Genomic DNA, 16,342 nt, shown 5'->3' with positions numbered 1-16,342 from the left:
ATTAAAATGCAATATGGATTTTATATTGATTCTTCAAAATGTACCGGTTGCAAAACCTGCCAACTCAGTTGTAAAGACGAGAAAGATAATGCGTTAGGTGTTCATTTTCGCCGTGTTTATGAATATGGTGGAGGTACTTGGCAGCTGGTTGATGGTATGTGGCAAAACGATACCTTTACCTATTATTTATCTATCTCGTGTAATCATTGTGAAGAACCAGCCTGTGTACAAGGTTGCCCAACAGGTGCGATGCATAAACGAAAGCAAGATGGTTTAGTGGTTGTTAATCAAGACGTTTGTATTGGTTGTCGATATTGCGAAATGCGTTGTCCTTATGGAGCACCGCAATTTGATCATCAAAAAAAGGTCATGTCAAAATGTGATGGCTGTTATGAACGTGTAGCCGAAGGTTTAAAACCAGTATGCGTTGAATCTTGTCCTCAGCGTGCGTTGGATTTTGACGAAATTGAAAAACTACGTCACCGTTATGGTAATCAATGCAATATTGCACCACTACCAAGTTCACTGCTTACTAAACCTAATATTGTGATAAAACCACATGCACATGCCAAGACGTCTGGTGATACCTTAGGTAAAGTACTTAATCCTGAGGAGGTATAAGTTATATGCATGAATTACCATTGGTATTTTTTACGGTATTCGGTCAATTAGCAGCAGGAATGGTGTTGATTGGTGGTATATCATCTTTAAGCCATTATTCATACAGCTTAATTAAGATAAATAGAATGAATATGGCATCTCTGATTATAATGGCTGCTGCGATGCTTATTGCTTCGTTACATTTAGGTCATCCTTTTCGGGCTTTTAATGTTATTTGGGGTATTGGTCGTTCGCCGATGAGCAATGAGATTTTTTCCTTTGGTATCTTGTTTGGAATAACATTAGTATGTGTATTACTAACTTATTTTTCTTATCATGATGATGGTAAAAAATGGTTACTGGTCAGCTCACTTTGTCAACGTATATATCAAATCCCCAATTTATCTAAAATATTATCTTTATTGTTGGTCTTTTTTAGTTTAATTTTTGTTTGGATGATTGTTCTTACTTATATGCTACCAACAGTTAAAACTTGGAATACCTATTACACTGCTATTCAGATGTATACCTCTATGTTAGTATTAGGAGGAATTGCAGCAACAATTTTTGGGCTATATCGAATTGGCATAATTTTTTTCTTTATTGGTGTAATATTGATTCTGTTATTAAAGATTCCTTATATTAATTTAATGGCCTCGGTATCGCCTGAACTTACCTCCAAACAATATATTTGGATGTTAATTCAATGCTTATTATTAGTACTCGCACTTGCTTTGGTTATTGTAAATATTTACCGATCTAAGCAATCAATAATAATTTACGCCATCGTTTTTATTATTGTTTTGATTGCCGAGTTATGTGGGCGAGTTGCATTTTATAATTTATGGACTATTCAAATGTAAAATTAATAATAAAACATCCTATAAAATAGTTTATTTATTGTTTTTTTAGCGCTAACATCGAATTTTCAAGGGTATTTATTTGGATAACATAACTGCTATCGCATTAGCAAAACTACTAGGTACTTTTTTTTATTATCCACCAAATAATAAAGTTACTGCACCATTAATGCAGCCATTATTGCATATTAATCAGTTAGTCAAATGGCCCAATCTTTTTCTTATTTGTGAACAGTGCAATATATTAACAAATCACATCCATGACTCAGAGCTTAATTATCAATTTTCATTACTATTTGAAGGGCAAGGAATAATGCCAGTACCGCCATGGGGCTCATTTTACCTTGATAAAGAACATTTATTACTTGGTGAATCACATGAACGTTATCGCCAATTTTTGCAACAGCATGGTTTGACACTTAATACAGGAATGAATGAACCCGAAGATCAGTTTGGATTAATGCTAATGGCATATGCCATGTTGATTGAAAATAATAACTATACAGCAGCAAAACAGTTAATCGATGAACACTTGTTGATTTGGTCTTCAGCTTATTTAAAGAATCTAAAGCAAAATGAGGTAAGTCCATTTTATCGAGCCTTAGCTGTAATTGCTGAACAATATTTACAGATGCTTTAATTTGGATTTTTCAATTATTTTTGCTTAGTGGTAGATTAAAACTTGCTGTATCATAACATTGCAGCTTTTATCGTAATCGGTATAATCCACGCTATGCTTATTTCAAGGTAAATAATATCGATGTTAGCTTATTTACAATTAATGCGATTAGATAGACCTATTGGTACATTGCTTTTACTTTGGCCTACACTTTGGGCTATTAATCTTGCGGGCCATTCTTCTATTGACATAACTGTTGTTTTTATATTTGGCGTATTTGTAATGCGCTCGGCAGGTTGTGTGGTGAACGATTATGCTGATCGTCATTTTGATGCATACGTTGAGCGGACTAAAAATCGCCCACTGGCTCGCGGTGCATTGGCCGAAAAAAACGCATTATGGACGTTATTTGTATTATTACTTATTGCGTTTTGCTTACTGTTAACTTTAAATAAACTGTCATGGTTGATAGGCTGTTTTGCGTTATTAACTGCGTTGATTTATCCGTTTATGAAGCGTTATACCCATCTACCTCAGCTCACGTTAGGTATCGCATTTAGTTGGGGCATTCCGATGGTGTATGCAGCAACTACTGAACAGTTCCCGTTCATCTGTTGGTTGCTTTTCTTTACTAATATTTGTTGGACGATTGCTTATGATACTGAGTATGCAATGGTTGATCGCAATGATGATATAAAAATTGGTATAAAATCCACAGCCATCTTATTTGGACGTTATGACAAGCTCATAATTGGCTTATTGCAAATCATCACTATAATTAGCCTAATAGTTATTGGTTTACTCAGTCAACTATCATTTATTTATTATTGGAGTTTATTATTTGCTTCAATATTATTTATTTATCAACAATGGCTGATAAAAAACCGAGAAAGAAACAAATGCTTTAGCGCATTTATGAATAATAATTATGTTGGTTTTATTATTTTTTTAGGTCTACTTTTTGTTTAAAAATTAGGGTCTTTCCTAAAGACATTTTGAATGGTAGAGGTTTGGATGTTTTATTTTTTGATGTAATAACTAGCAATAGCAATAATGTCCGATTTAGAGGTTTTTATACATAACCCTCTAAAATTATTCCTATCATAGGTGATATTCGCTGCTTTCAGTCTATGTTTTGTATGCTCATAGGTTCAAATATTTTCCAGAAAAATTTCTACACGAAAGAGAAACCAAGCTAAACTTTGAGTGGAAGCTATAAAATCATACCTTCCCTCTTCTTTATAATAAAAACTTTAATAAAATCATTTTAGTTACTGAATTGGTTTATATAGGAAAACATAATAATTTTTACAATCACAAAAGATCAATATTGCTATTAATTGAACATTAGAATGTGTCAACTATTTAACTAAAAATTTTTTTAAATAATTAGACTTGTTCCGCAAGGGTTGCTTGTACAATTCTTAGCGCATCAAACGTTTCTTTGACATCATGTACGCGAATAATGTGCGCACCTTTCATTGCTGCAATTACAGCACACGTAATGCTGCCGAGCGTGCGTTCTTGCGGTGGCACATTCAATACTTGCCCAATCATAGATTTGCGGGACATGCCCACCAATAAAGGCAGGTTGAAATGGTGAAATCGTTCAAGTGTTGCTAATAGTTGGTAATTGTGCGCTAATGTTTTACCAAATCCAAAACCGGGGTCGAGTATGATTTTTTTCTGGTCAATGCCTGCACTTATACAGCGTTCGATCTGTTTTACAAAAAAACCATCGACTTCTTGGTAGATATCTTGCTCATAGTATGGTGCATTTTGCATGGTTTTAGGGTTGCCATGCATATGCATAATGCAAACAGGTAACCCTATTTGTGCGACCGCTTCAAGCGCACCTGGTTCTGTTAAGGCTCTAATATCATTAATTAGATGGGCTCCTGCTTTGGCCGATTCGGTCATCACTTGTGGTTTTGAAGTATCAACCGAAATCCAAACATCAAAATAATGGGCAATTTTTTCAACTAATGGAACAACACGGCTAAGCTCCTCGTCGACAGATACTTCGGTTGCACCTGGGCGTGTTGATTCTCCGCCAACATCAATAAATGTTGCACCAGCTTGAATCATGCTATCAACACGACGCATAGCGTCATCAAGGTTGTTATAATTTCCACCGTCAGAAAACGAATCAGGCGTCATGTTAACAATGCCCATTATTTGTGGAAAAGAAAGATCTATTATCTGATTTTGAAAATGAATTTCCATAATTGTACCTTATTTAATTAATCATGATGTTAATTTGGTGTATTTTAAATTAAATGCCAGTAATTTAATTGAAGTACGTTAATTAACTATATAACCTTATAATATTATTTAATTTTTAAATTTTCAGTGATAAAAAACGCGCCGTAGCGCGTTATATTTATATGTTTTTAGCAAATTAACTTTATGATTGAGGTGATATATCGTTACCTTTATTCGAAATTTCGTTTGCTGCTTTTTCATCGTTTTCTGTCCAACCATCTGGAGGTGTCACAGGTTGACGATTCATAAGTTGATCGATTTGTTGTTTATTGATTGTTTCATATTTTAACAACGCATCTTTCATGGCATGAAGAATATCGATATTTTCAGTTAAGATAGTTTTTGCACGTTGATAGTTACGTTGAATAATAGCATCAACTTCTTCATCAATAATTTGAGCGGTACTATCTGATATTTTTTTCAACTGTCCATAAGATGATTCTTCATACTCAAATAACACTGGGGGCAAACGTTCTGAGAATCCCCATTGTGTTACCATTGCTCTAGCAACATTAGATGCATATTGAATATCACTTGATGCACCAGACGTAATTTTATCTTCACCAAAGATTAACCCTTCAGCAATTCTACCAGCATAAGCTGTAGATATTTTAGACTCTAATTGAGTTCGGCTTTGGCTAATTTGGTCTCCCTCAGGTAAAAAGAACGCTACACCTAATGCGCCACCGCGTGGAACGATAGTGACTTTATGAAGAGGATCGTGTTCTGGCACAAGATAACCAACAATAGCATGTCCAGCTTCATGATAAGCTGTATTAGTTAATTGTTCTTTGGTCATGGATAATGAGCGGCGCTGAGTCCCCATATTAATTTTATCTTTGGCTTCTTCAAATTCCTCCATGGTAACCACTCTTTTATTACGGCGTGCAGCAAATAGCGCTGCTTCGTTGACTAAATTAGCAAGTTCAGCACCAGAATAATTCGGTGTACCACGCGCTAATACAGATAGATTTACATCAGAGCCCAACGGAACCTTACGTACATGAACCGCTAAAATTTGTTCTCGACCTTTCATGTCAGGTAAGCCAATCTGTACTTGACGGTCAAAACGACCTGGGCGAAGTAATGCAGGGTCTAAAATATCTACACGGTTAGTCGCAGCGATCATGATAATACCGCTATTTGCTTCAAATCCATCCATTTCAACTAACATTTGGTTTAAAGTTTGTTCGCGTTCATCATGACCCCCCATTGAACCCGCACCACGCTTACGACCTACAGCATCAATTTCATCGATGAAAATAATACAAGGGGCGTGTTTGCGAGCTTGTTCAAAGAGATCACGTACACGCGATGCCCCTACACCAACAAACATTTCAACAAAGTCGGAGCCTGAAATACTAAAGAACGGTACATTAGCTTCACCAGCAATAGCTCTTGCTAGTAAGGTTTTACCTGTTCCTGGTGGTCCAACCATTAAAATTCCTTTTGGAATACGACCACCTAATTTTTGATATTTCCCTGGATCTCTTAAAAAATCTACAACTTCGGTAACTTCTTGTTTAGCTTCTTCGCTGCCCGCAACATCGGTAAATTTTGTTTTGACTTGATCAGGAGCTAACATGCGAGCTTTGCTTTTGCCAACTGACATTGGTCCGCCTTTACCACCACCTTGCATTTGGCGCATGACAAATATCCAGAAGCCGATTAATAAAATAATCGGAAACCAAGAAATTAAAATGCTTGTCAATAAGCTCGGTTTTTCATCAGGGCTACCGTAGACAGCAACTTTATTTAGTACTAAATCATCCATTAATTTTTCATCAAAATAAGGGATATAGGTAACATAATTACCATTATTTTTGGTTGTGGCAATAATTTCGCGTCCGTTAATATGCACTTCTTGGAGTTTGCCACTGGTGATATCGGAATTAAATTGGGTATAATTGACTTGGGGGCCACTATTAGATATCGAGCTGAATTGGTTAAAAACAGCTATTAATACCACTGCGATAACGCCCCAGATCAGTAAATTCTTTACCATGTCGTTCAAAAGAAAAACCTCTCATAAAAATTAACAGTTACGACTAAAATTAACGAAGTATGGTACTACAAAATTATACAACTGGCTACTTCATACCCATTGCAACAATATAAACTTCTCGAGACCTTGATCGTGAGGCTTCTGGCTTGCGGATTTTGACTGTTTTAAACATCGTTCTTACCTGTTTTAGATATTCTTCAAATCCTTCGCCTTGAAACACTTTAACAATAAAATTGCCATTAGGTGCAAGCACGTCTCTACACATATCTAACGCTAGTTCAACTAAATACATTGCTCGAGGAATATCTACTGCAGGTTGTCCACTCATATTTGGCGCCATATCTGACATGACAACTTGGACTTTTTCTTCACCAACTCTTTCAAGTAAAGCCTTTAAAACAGCTTCATCGCGAAAATCGCCTTGAAGGAAGTCAACGCCAACAATGGAATCCATCGGCAATAGATCGCAAGCAATAATGCGACCTCTGTTTCCAATTAATGAAGCAACATATTGTGACCAACCACCAGGGGAAGCTCCTAGATCAACAACTGTAATCCCTGGTTTAAATAATTTATCATTTTTTTGAATTTCTTCTAATTTAAACCATGCTCTAGAACGTAAACCTTTTTTTTGGGCTTGTTGCACAAAACGGTCGTTAAAATGTTCATTTAGCCAACGTGTAGAACTTGCTGAGCGTTTTTTATTACTCACCGCGAATAAATCCTTAATGTAAAGAGGTTACTTCATTGATTACAAGTATATATAAGGGTAGAATAACAAAATTACAACTAGATGTGATAAAAATTTAATGAATTTATCGAACAAACAAAAGCACTTTTTAAAAAGTGAAGCTCATCACTTAAAACCTATTGTGATGATTGGAGCTAATGGATTTACTGAAGGCGTACTTGCTGAAATAGAAAATGCCTTAAATTTTCATGAGTTAATCAAGATCAAAGTGTCTTGCGAAGATCGTGAAACGAAGAAATTAATTTGCGATGCAATTATTCGTGAGACAAAAGCTTTGCCCGTGCAACAGGTTGGATCTATTTTCACTATTTTTAGACCTAGTGAAGATAAGAAAATCTCCTTACCTAAATAAATAAACAGGGCTATAGCCCTGTTTATTTATTTTTGCAAATTGTATTTAAGTTTAAATGTATTCAACTTTAATAATATCAAACTCTACATCACCACCTGGCGTTTTAATTTGTACTGTGTCACCATCTTCTTTACCTATTAGGCCTCTAGCAATAGGTGAATTGACCGAAATAAGATTTTTTCTGTAATCTGCTTCATCGTCGCCAACAATTCGATAGGTGGTTTCTTCATCTGTATCAATATTAATAACTGTTACTGTTGTACCAAAAATAATACGTCCAGTATTTTTTACTTTAGTAATATCAATAATTTGTGCTTGTGATAACTTACCTTCAATTTCTTGAATCCGTCCTTCACAAAAACCTTGTTGCTCTCTTGCCGCGTGGTATTCAGCATTTTCTTTTAAATCTCCATGTGCTCTTGCTTCGGCTATCGCAGCTGTGATTTGTGGTCTTTTAACGTTTTTTAGCTCTTCAAGCTCTGCACGTAATAATTCTGCTCCCTTTACTGTCATTGGGATTTGTTTCATCTAAGTTTCTCCCGTTTTTACTAATAATAAATAAAAAAATAACTACCCTTAATTTAATAAAAAGAAAGGGAAAGTAAATTGGTTTAGTTTTTTATCTAAAAAACGCAATGGCGAATAATCATATATTAACTGTAAAATTAACCTAACAACAAATCATTTATGCTTATATTATTAAATTAGATGCCATTTTGATTAAAATCGGTTATGATAATACAATTATCAACGGCTGATTATAATAAGTTAACTTATTTATTTTATGCGACTATTACGATTTTATATAACTATTCTTTTATCAATTTTCTAGTTTTTAGTATTGTTTGCTTATGCTGTCGTGCAGGCTCCTTTTGGTGCTAAAATAATGAGCAGTTAACATCTAAATCAAGTTTTTATAAGGTCTCAATTGGTCATATTCACCACTCATTTTAATTATATTGCTGTTATTAATGGTACTAGTAATGATGCACAATTTGATCATTATACTTTTTCAACAAAAACGCTAAAATTTATTAATTTAATTGTTTGTATTCTGATCAATAATGGACGAGATAAACTTCTATTTACCTGAGTTAATGGTGGTATTCAAGTTTTTGCTTAATTATAGGATAATAAATATCAATTTGATTTTACATCTCAAGAAGTTTTAATAAATTAAATCTCAATAAAACACTTGGTGATTGAGAGATTTCATAGAGATAGTATTACAGCGATTACTAGTTTAGGTGAAAAACATTAATGAAGGTTTTTATTAGTAAATTAAAAATATGTACTGATAACACTTTAAATATAGAAAGGTAGTATAAATTTTTCTGCTAGGCGGAAACAAAATGCTCTACATCTAGAGTGATTAACATTAGTTGACATTAATTATTAGGTTCCTAAAAAGCTAAATTTATCGGTATTACTTAATATTTTCAGGGAGTATCTTATTTAAATAAGAAAAAGCTTCTGTTAATCAAATTGATGTTCTTTACCTAGCTCTGGTTCTCAAATTTGATCTTAACAATCATGCTTCATAAAATTTTAGCTCTTTAATTAGATGTAGAATAATTGAATCAAAAGCAAATGTTAATTTATTGGAAAATGAACCATTATTTTTGCAGTTTGATGCTTACGGTGTAACACGTTCGTTGCTAAAAAACTGGAAATTGATAAAACAACTGCCAGAAGCTATGAGTTATTCAGTTAATTTACATGGCAAATTACAACCATTTAATTTTTTTAAGTAAATTTTCATAAGATGGGGATGATTATATTATCAACATTAAACATTGATTTTTACAAAAACATCCTTATATAACATCGTTAAGAGTTTAAGTTATTATTTCTATTTGCGCTTAAAAAGCACAACAATAAGTAATATGAGGAAGTAGTAGTGCTTGTAAGATTAGATAAATGGCTTTGGGCGGCAAGGTTTTATAAGTCTCGATCGTTAGCACGAGAAATGGTTGACGGTGGTAAAGTCCATTATAATGGTCAACGTACTAAACCAAGTAAAATTGTTGAAGTTAATGCAATTGTAACGCTTCGTCAAGGTTCGGATGAAAAACAATTCAAATTTTAGCTATTAGTGCACAACGAAGAACGGCCATTGAAGCCCAACAACTTTATCAAGAAACTCCGGACAGTATTGCAAAACGAGAAAAAATAGCACATGCTCGTAAACTTAATGTGTTGACAATGCCGCATCCAGATAGACGGCCTGATAAAAAGGAACGGCGTAATTTGATTAAATTTAAATATGATAGGCAACAAGATGGCAATGATTAATATGGATACTTTAAACCGTTTTTTATTTGATAATCACTCTATTCGTGGTGAAATTACCCGTCTGGAACAGACATATCAAGAGATTTTAGATAATCATAAATATCCAATTGCAGTACAAAAATTACTTGGTGAATTATTGGTTGTAACTAGTTTATTAACGGCAACACTAAAATTTGAAGGCGATATTGCTGTTCAGTTACAAGGTGATGGAGCGTTATCTTTAGCGGTTGTTAATGGTAATGATCAACAGCAGCTACGTGGTGTTGCTCGGGTTAATGGTGAAATTGCTGATAATGCAACACTTAAAGAGATGGTGGGTAATGGCTATGTCGTTATTACTATTACCCCTAAAAACGGTGAGCGTTATCAAGGTATAGTTGGACTGGAAAAAGATACACTTATTGGCTGTATCGAAAATTACTTTATACAATCAGAACAACTACCTACACGTCTATTTGTGAAAATTGGTGTACATGATAATAAACCAATAGCAGCAGGTATTTTATTGCAAGTTTTACCTGCTAATGAAAATACAGTTGAGTCATTTGAACATCTTAGCGCTTTAACTGAGACAATCACTAGTGATGAGCTATTTCAACTTTCCACTGATGAGATTTTATATCGCTTATATAATCAAGAAGAAGTGCGTCTTTTTGAAACGCATGATATTACTTTTAAGTGTAGATGTTCACGTCAACGTTGTGAAGATAGCTTAATGACTTTACCAGCTAATGAAATTGATGAAATCCTAAAGGAAAATGAAGGTAGGATTGATATTCATTGTGATTATTGTGGAAAGCATTATTTGTTTGATTCAATTGATATTGCGGAAATTAGAAGTACAAGTAACCTACATTATCATTGATCTTAATAGAAAAATACCACTAAGGTTATTACCACCTTAGTGGTAGAGTGAAATATAGGGAATTAAACCTGTATTCAATTTAAAAGAATAGAAAAAAATACCGATCTATTTTATCGTTTTTATATAAAAATTTGTTAGCCTAAAAATTTTGAAATTTATAAAGATTATTTTTATTTACTTCCTACGTAAATATCATCAACAATGGCGTGCTGATTTATGATTCTCCATTTAATATTAAAATGGTAAAGTGTAAGTCCATATGTTTGTTCCTTAACGTTTTTTTGTTTATAGGCAGGTCTTGGATCTTGAGATATTACTTGTGTAATTAATTCAGCGATCTGAGGATAACTTTGTTTTTGTAAATCTAAAGTTAATCTTGCTTTTTGTGAAAACTCTACTGTTATTTTTTTTTCAGGAGTAGGTTGTGCGTATCCTGCAAGTGCTTCTGAATGGCTATCGGAATAAGGGATATAAGGCTTGATATCAACAATTGGTGTGCCATCGACTAAGTCGAGACTTCCTAATTTTAAGACTACTTGCTTATTTTCTATGATAATATCTTTTAACTCTACTGCTGAAAGCCCAATATGATTAGGTCTAAATGGCGATCGCGTAGCAAACACCCCCATTGTTTTATTACCACCTAAACGAGGTGGACGAACGGCTAATTTCCATTTTTCAGGAGCAACATGGTGAAATAGGAATAATAGCCATAAATGTGAAAACTGTTCTAACCCTTTTACACTGATTGGGTCATTATAAGGTGCTAATAAATAAAGTTCCCCTTGTCCTGCTCTAACTAGATTAGGTTGCCTTGGTACAGCAAATTTTTCACTATAAGGTGAGCGGATAATACCTATTGGTTTAATTTGATACATCATTATTCGTTGATAATTTATTGATGAGCCGTCAATTTTTAAGTGACTTAATTATTATCTCTTTTTCCGCCGATACGAAGATCGGCGGAGTTTATATTGATCAATGTCTATTTATTACAAATTATTACCAACCGCGAATAGCTCCACCATTAAAAATTTGGTTAGCTTTTTGTGCAACAGTTTCGGTTTGGTATGCTTTAACAAAATTTTTCACGTTTTCATTATGTTTATCCGTTTCACGTGACACAATAATGTTAACATATGGTGATTCTTTATCCTCAACAAAAATTCCATCTTTACTTGGTGTTAAGTTAGCTTGCCCTGCAAATGCGTTATTGATGATAGCAAGATCAACTTGTGCATCATCCAATGAACGAGGTAACATTGGAGCTTCAAGTTCAACGATTTTATAGTTGTAAGGATTATTTGTTATATCAACAACTGTTGGTAATAAACCTTTTGATTTATCAACCGTAATCATTCCTTCATGTTGTAATAGTAGTAATGCTCGACCTAAGTTGGTTGGATCATTAGGAATGGCAATGGTTGAGTTAGCTGGAATGAAAAATGTTTCACCGCGTGGTGAAGTGACTTTTACACCTTCGCCTGTTTCTATTGATTCATCAATTGGTTTTAGTTTATGAGAATAGCTTGCAATAGGATAAACAAATGAATTACCTACTACAGCTAATTTATAGCCACGTTCTTTCATTTGTTCATCTAAATAAGGTTTATGTTGGAAAGCATTTATCTCAATTAAGCCATCGTTTAATGCTTGATTTGGGGTTACGTAATCGTTAAAAACAACTAGTTCAACATCTAGATTATAAAGATCTTTTGCTTGTTGTTTAACTACTTCAGCAATTTCTTCTTCTGGGCCAGAAATCACCCCGACTTTAAGAGTGTTTACTTTAGTTGGTTCTGCTAGTTTATCATCTGTTGCAGCTATTTGTTTATTATTATCACAGCCAGTTAAAAAAAATGCACTAGCCAATGTGGTAATAAGCACTAGCTTTTTAATAGACATATATTTCTCCAAATTTAATGATGTGTGACACGTTTAACAATCCTATTGCCAATAAACTGAATAATAAAGACAATAATAATTAATATAACTAAAACAGTATTCATTATAGCAGGCTTGTAGCCGTTGTAACCATATTGAATAGCTAATTGACCAAGCCCACCAGCACCAACAGCGCCAGCCATAGCAATATATCCTGTTAGAGTTATAAGTGTGATTGTCATGCTGTTGATAATTACAGGCAATGATTCTGGTAACAGAACTTTATAGATTATTTGTAGTGGAGTAGCACCCATTGAGCGCGCCGCTTCAATTAATCCTTTCGGGACATCGAGTAATGCATTTTCAATCATGCGTGCAATTAATGGCGCCACGCCAATACTTAAAGGTACAACTGCTGCTTGTTTGCCTATAAATGTACCCATTAAAATTGTGGTAAAAGGAATAATCCATACAATTAATATGATAAAAGGAATTGAACGAAATACATTTGTAATAAATGAAATAATACTATTAGCGGCATAACAATCCAATATTTGTCCTTTACGAGTTGTATAAAGTAATATGCCAATGGGTAATCCAATTATCGTTCCCCAAAAACCTGATAAGATGACCATAAATAGAGTTTCATCTGTTGCTTGTGCCATTTTGAACAGCATTGCTTCATTAAAGCCATTAAATGATGAACAAAAAGTAACAAAGTCAGCCCAAAAATTATATTGAGTTAAGTATCGAAATAATGATTCAAAAGGTTTAAATGAAGGAATAAAATCAAACATAGCCGAGCACCTCTACTTTAGTATTATTTTTTTCTAAGAATTGAATTGCTGATGAAATCCTTCTGGGATTACCACCCATTTGGGCTAGCATTAAACCAAATTTAACACCACCAGCATAATCCATTTGCGCGCTAATGATGTTACTTTCGATACTAAATTCTTTAGCAATTTGTGATAACAAAGGTAAATCAACTGAGACTCCCGTAAATTCTAAGCGAACTAAAGGATTAAGACCTTCTTTAGGTTCTTTCGATAACCTTACTAAATAATCGTCAGGGATATTTAGATGTAAAGTTGACTGTATAAACTGTCTTGCAATATCGGTTTTAGCATGGGAAAACATTTCGCCGACTGATGATTGTTCGACTAATTCGCCATTACTGATAACCGCGACTTGATCACAAATCTGTTTTACTACATCCATTTCGTGAGTGATTAATAAAATAGTAAGTCCTAATTTTTGATTAATATCTTTCAATAATTTCAAAATAGATCGGGTTGTTTCAGGATCGAGTGCGCTGGTTGCTTCATCGCATAAGAGCACCTTAGGATCACTAGCTAAAGCTCTTGCAATAGCAACACGCTGTTTTTGTCCTCCTGATAAATTAGCAGGATAAACATTTGCTTTTTCAGTTAATCCAACTAATTCAATAAGCTCGTTGACCTTTTGATTAATTTTTACTTTAGGCGTTTTATTGAGCTCTAATGGAAAAGCGATATTATCAAAAACAGTGCGAGAGGAAAGTAGATTAAAATGTTGAAAAATCATACTAATCTTTCGACGTACTTCAATTAGCTTTCTGTTTGATAGGTGAGTGATTTCTTGATTGTCAAAAAATATTTTACCACTAGTAGGTTTTTCAAGTAAGTTAACACAACGGATAAGGGTACTCTTTCCTGCCCCTGATTTACCAATAACACCATAAATCTTTCCTTGCGGAACATGTATAGTGATGTCTTTCAATGCATGAATAGAGGTTTTATTATGTTCAAATATTTTCGAAATATGTTGTAATTTTATCATAATATATAAAGGCAAAAGGTGAATAAATGAATATTAAGACGTCTAGACATCTAAGTCAATCAATAATATGCTATATGGATTAGAGTAATATCTAAAATCAAAAGGAAAAAAGTAAATATGAAGCCAGCTATTTTTTTAGATCGAGATGGTACTATTAATATAGATTATAATTATGTACATACAATTGATAAATTCCGCTTTATTGATGGTGTTATTGAGGCGATGCAAGAGCTCAAGAAAATGGGTTTTTTATTAGTCATTACAACCAATCAATCGGGGATAGCCAGAAATATATTTACTGAAAAACAATTTCATACATTGACTGAATGGATGGATTGGTCTTTACAAGATCGTGGTGTTGATTTAGATGGTGTCTATTATTGCCCTCACGACCCGTTAGTGGATGCTTGTGAATGTCGTAAGCCAAATCCAGGGATGATTCAAACAGCAGCTAAAGAACTAAAAATTGATATTGCTAATTCTTATATGGTTGGAGATAGAGTGTCTGACTTATTGTCGGGTAAAAAAGCTGGCGTTAAAAAAACTGTGCTAGTAAAAACGGGCGATACCATAACTGAAGAAGCATTAGAACAAGCTGATTGGGTTATTGATAGTTTGGCTGATCTACCAAAAAAAATAAAAAACCAATTTTGATTGTTGTTTTAACTAATACAGTGTTTATATTAAACGCTGTATTAAAGTTATACTTTTAAGTATCAGTGGAGTAATGGTTAATCCAATAAAACAGGCACTAATAAAAGTAACAATAGTTATACCTAGCTGATTTATAGTTGCCAAATATAAAAATAAGTAAAGTAATAAATGTTACTAAGCTCAGGTATGGAAAACCAATTTTATTCTGTTTAGATGTTACAATCGATAAATAATAAATAGTCTTACAAAACTCATACCAATTAATGAACTACCATGTTGTAATAATTTATAAATTGGAATTTTCATTTTTTCTATATTAACAGTATGTTGTAATAAACTAAAAGGTTGAATAAAACAACCTGACGGATGAGCAAAAGAGTTCCACCCAATATGAGAAATTATGCCAATAATTGCCGATGTTAAAACACTTAACCAATGCTGACAGCAATATTTATTTCAGTTGAAAGTTAAATAATTAGTAAATCGTTGATAAAAAAATTAGGTAAATTTTTAATTAAAGTATTTGGAACGATAAAATGAAAATATAACTAATACCATCGGTAAATCAAATGAAAATACCTGTTATACTATCATTTGAAGTACTTTTTACTTCCATTCTTAAGAAGTATTTAAAATCTGGTGACATACTACAAATAATTAGAATTTTCATAGGAAATAAATGAAATTTCTTATATAAAGATAACACTATAGCCGAATGAGCGAATGTAAAAGGCATTTTAAAGCTCTATCTAAAAAAATACACAAAATATTTTAATTGTTATAAGTTATATAACCAACGAGCAAAAGATATAGAATATTAGAATTCTGATGCATAGCGAGTCAATATGATTTTTTATTTAGTACGTTTTGAGTAAAAAAAATGCAATCAAGAATAAATTACACAATAACCTCTTGCATGATTTTTTAAAGTCCCTATAATGCGCACCCACTGACACGACGTCATCGAAATTGGACGGGAATAGAGTTGGTGAACAAGGTCAAAAATTTTGAAAAAAGATCTTGACGAATAAAAAGGTGTAGCGTAACATACGCAGCCCTTGAGACAGCAAAGATGATTAACAAAAAGTTGATTGAGAATTGGAAGCTGTTAGCTCTTTAAAAAGAAGAAACAGACAATCTGTGTGGGCACTTGCGAGACGAAAGATTAAAAGTCTACGGACTAAAAAGATTAAGAAGTCTTGATAAGTGACACTGAAGATTCATTTGAATATGTCAGAGACAGTTATTGAGCATCAAACTTTAAATTGAAGAGTTTGATCATGGCTCAGATTGAACGCTGGCGGCAGGCTTAACACATGCAAGTCGAACGGTAACATGAGTGCTTGCACTTGATGACGAGTGGCGGACGGG

Annotated in this window: 16 protein-coding genes, 1 rRNA gene and 2 pseudogenes; 9 read left to right on the top strand and 10 right to left on the bottom strand. The window is 33.6% G+C overall.

From position 1 onward, the window contains the following. Positions 1-6 precede the first annotated feature (6 nt). From A9G48_RS06350 to ubiA, 4 genes are all read left to right on the top strand, one after another. A complete protein-coding gene (locus A9G48_RS06350) occupies positions 7-621 on the top strand; it encodes a DMSO/selenate family reductase complex B subunit (protein ID WP_034947146.1) in 615 nt (204 codons plus the stop codon). 5 nt (positions 622-626) lie between these two features. Then, a complete protein-coding gene (locus tag A9G48_RS06345) occupies positions 627-1,463 on the top strand; it encodes a dimethyl sulfoxide reductase anchor subunit family protein (RefSeq protein WP_034947143.1) in 837 nt (278 codons plus the stop codon). A 79-nt stretch (positions 1,464-1,542) separates the two neighbouring features. Next, the gene (locus A9G48_RS06340) at positions 1,543-2,100 is read left to right on the top strand and encodes a TorD/DmsD family molecular chaperone (RefSeq protein ID WP_065575960.1); all 558 of its coding nucleotides are present in this window, start codon (positions 1,543-1,545) and stop codon (positions 2,098-2,100) included. Positions 2,101-2,220: 120 nt separating this feature from the next. Beyond that, on the top strand, positions 2,221-3,048 hold the full coding sequence (gene ubiA / locus A9G48_RS06335) for a 4-hydroxybenzoate octaprenyltransferase (protein ID WP_034947139.1): 828 nt from the start codon (positions 2,221-2,223) through the stop codon (positions 3,046-3,048). Positions 3,049-3,468: 420 nt separating this feature from the next. Here the strand turns inward: ubiA and folP are convergent, their stop codons facing one another. From folP to rlmE, 3 genes are all read right to left on the bottom strand, one after another. Further along, a complete protein-coding gene (folP, locus tag A9G48_RS06330; RefSeq protein WP_034947136.1) occupies positions 3,469-4,305 on the bottom strand; it encodes a dihydropteroate synthase in 837 nt (278 codons plus the stop codon). A 181-nt stretch (positions 4,306-4,486) separates the two neighbouring features. Continuing rightward, entirely contained in the window at positions 4,487-6,358 is a 1,872-nt protein-coding gene (gene ftsH, locus A9G48_RS06325) for an ATP-dependent zinc metalloprotease FtsH (protein ID WP_080715913.1), read from the bottom strand. A 76-nt stretch (positions 6,359-6,434) separates the two neighbouring features. Beyond that, the gene (gene rlmE / locus A9G48_RS06320; protein WP_034947133.1) at positions 6,435-7,061 is read right to left on the bottom strand and encodes a 23S rRNA (uridine(2552)-2'-O)-methyltransferase RlmE; all 627 of its coding nucleotides are present in this window, start codon (positions 7,059-7,061) and stop codon (positions 6,435-6,437) included. Positions 7,062-7,158: 97 nt separating this feature from the next. On the opposite strand from rlmE, the gene yhbY reads away from it, so the two are divergent. Continuing rightward, positions 7,159-7,452, top strand: a complete 294-nt coding sequence (yhbY, locus tag A9G48_RS06315; RefSeq protein ID WP_034947129.1) for a ribosome assembly RNA-binding protein YhbY — start codon at positions 7,159-7,161, stop codon at positions 7,450-7,452. A gap of 51 nt (positions 7,453-7,503) precedes the next feature. On the opposite strand, the gene greA is transcribed toward yhbY, so the two are convergent. Continuing rightward, positions 7,504-7,980 (bottom strand): transcription elongation factor GreA, encoded by a 477-nt coding sequence (gene greA, locus A9G48_RS06310; protein WP_034947126.1) that lies wholly within the window; start codon positions 7,978-7,980, stop codon positions 7,504-7,506. Between the two features lie 1,372 nt (positions 7,981-9,352). On the opposite strand from greA, the pseudogene hslR reads away from it, so the two are divergent. Then, positions 9,353-9,747: pseudogene (hslR, locus tag A9G48_RS12190) on the top strand (ribosome-associated heat shock protein Hsp15). Continuing rightward, entirely contained in the window at positions 9,740-10,612 is an 873-nt protein-coding gene (gene hslO, locus A9G48_RS06300) for an Hsp33 family molecular chaperone HslO (protein ID WP_034947600.1), read from the top strand. The pseudogene hslR and the gene hslO overlap by 8 nt, the downstream one beginning before the upstream one ends. 170 nt (positions 10,613-10,782) lie before the next feature. Here the strand turns inward: hslO and tsaA are convergent, their stop codons facing one another. The 4 genes from tsaA to metN all read right to left on the bottom strand — a co-directional run bounded on the left by tsaA (position 10,783) and on the right by metN (position 14,317). Continuing rightward, positions 10,783-11,496, bottom strand: a complete 714-nt coding sequence (gene tsaA / locus A9G48_RS06295; protein ID WP_162174528.1) for a tRNA (N6-threonylcarbamoyladenosine(37)-N6)-methyltransferase TrmO — start codon at positions 11,494-11,496, stop codon at positions 10,783-10,785. A gap of 118 nt (positions 11,497-11,614) precedes the next feature. Continuing rightward, a complete protein-coding gene (metQ, locus tag A9G48_RS06290) occupies positions 11,615-12,517 on the bottom strand; it encodes a methionine ABC transporter substrate-binding lipoprotein MetQ (RefSeq protein WP_034947119.1) in 903 nt (300 codons plus the stop codon). A gap of 14 nt (positions 12,518-12,531) precedes the next feature. After that, the gene (locus tag A9G48_RS06285) at positions 12,532-13,173 is read right to left on the bottom strand and encodes a methionine ABC transporter permease (protein WP_034947597.1); all 642 of its coding nucleotides are present in this window, start codon (positions 13,171-13,173) and stop codon (positions 12,532-12,534) included. 112 nt (positions 13,174-13,285) lie between these two features. Further along, complete coding sequence (metN, locus tag A9G48_RS06280) at positions 13,286-14,317, bottom strand: methionine ABC transporter ATP-binding protein MetN (RefSeq protein ID WP_034947115.1); 1,032 nt, start codon at positions 14,315-14,317, stop codon at positions 13,286-13,288. A gap of 117 nt (positions 14,318-14,434) precedes the next feature. Here metN and gmhB point away from each other — a divergent pair, with 117 nt between their 5' ends. Further along, positions 14,435-14,971, top strand: coding sequence for a D-glycero-beta-D-manno-heptose 1,7-bisphosphate 7-phosphatase (gmhB, locus tag A9G48_RS06275; protein WP_034947112.1), 537 nt, complete (start codon positions 14,435-14,437; stop codon positions 14,969-14,971). A gap of 216 nt (positions 14,972-15,187) precedes the next feature. Here the strand turns inward: gmhB and A9G48_RS12185 are convergent. Then, a pseudogene (locus A9G48_RS12185) lies at positions 15,188-15,406 on the bottom strand (DUF4184 family protein); the annotation flags it as partial. A 130-nt stretch (positions 15,407-15,536) separates the two neighbouring features. After that, positions 15,537-15,707, bottom strand: a complete 171-nt coding sequence (locus A9G48_RS12180) for a DUF4184 family protein (RefSeq protein WP_081295319.1) — start codon at positions 15,705-15,707, stop codon at positions 15,537-15,539. 526 nt (positions 15,708-16,233) lie between these two features. On the opposite strand from A9G48_RS12180, the gene A9G48_RS06270 reads away from it, so the two are divergent. Next, a 16S ribosomal RNA gene (locus tag A9G48_RS06270) occupies positions 16,234-16,342 on the top strand; the annotation flags it as partial.

Source organism: Gilliamella sp. wkB18 (assembly GCF_001690875.1).
Taxonomy (GTDB): Bacteria; Pseudomonadota; Gammaproteobacteria; order Enterobacterales; family Orbaceae; genus Gilliamella; species Gilliamella apicola_A.
This window is presented reverse-complemented; position numbering and strand designations above follow the sequence as displayed.

Excerpts from the sequence above, each read along its gene's own strand:
- gmhB (WP_034947112.1), top strand. The coding sequence starts at position 14,435 with ATGAAGCCAGCTATTTTTTTAGATCGAGATGGTACTATTAATATAGAT.
- A9G48_RS12180 (WP_081295319.1), bottom strand. The coding sequence starts at position 15,707 with ATGCCTTTTACATTCGCTCATTCGGCTATAGTGTTATCTTTATATAAG.
- greA (WP_034947126.1), bottom strand. The coding sequence starts at position 7,980 with ATGAAACAAATCCCAATGACAGTAAAGGGAGCAGAATTATTACGTGCA.
- A9G48_RS06350 (WP_034947146.1), top strand. The coding sequence starts at position 7 with ATGCAATATGGATTTTATATTGATTCTTCAAAATGTACCGGTTGCAAA.
- metN (WP_034947115.1), bottom strand. The coding sequence starts at position 14,317 with ATGATAAAATTACAACATATTTCGAAAATATTTGAACATAATAAAACC.
- yhbY (WP_034947129.1), top strand. The coding sequence starts at position 7,159 with ATGAATTTATCGAACAAACAAAAGCACTTTTTAAAAAGTGAAGCTCAT.
- metQ (WP_034947119.1), bottom strand. The coding sequence starts at position 12,517 with ATGTCTATTAAAAAGCTAGTGCTTATTACCACATTGGCTAGTGCATTT.
- A9G48_RS06285 (WP_034947597.1), bottom strand. The coding sequence starts at position 13,173 with ATGCTGTTCAAAATGGCACAAGCAACAGATGAAACTCTATTTATGGTC.
- folP (WP_034947136.1), bottom strand. The coding sequence starts at position 4,305 with ATGGAAATTCATTTTCAAAATCAGATAATAGATCTTTCTTTTCCACAA.
- ubiA (WP_034947139.1), top strand. The coding sequence starts at position 2,221 with ATGTTAGCTTATTTACAATTAATGCGATTAGATAGACCTATTGGTACA.
- hslO (WP_034947600.1), top strand. The coding sequence starts at position 9,740 with ATGATTAATATGGATACTTTAAACCGTTTTTTATTTGATAATCACTCT.
- A9G48_RS06345 (WP_034947143.1), top strand. The coding sequence starts at position 627 with ATGCATGAATTACCATTGGTATTTTTTACGGTATTCGGTCAATTAGCA.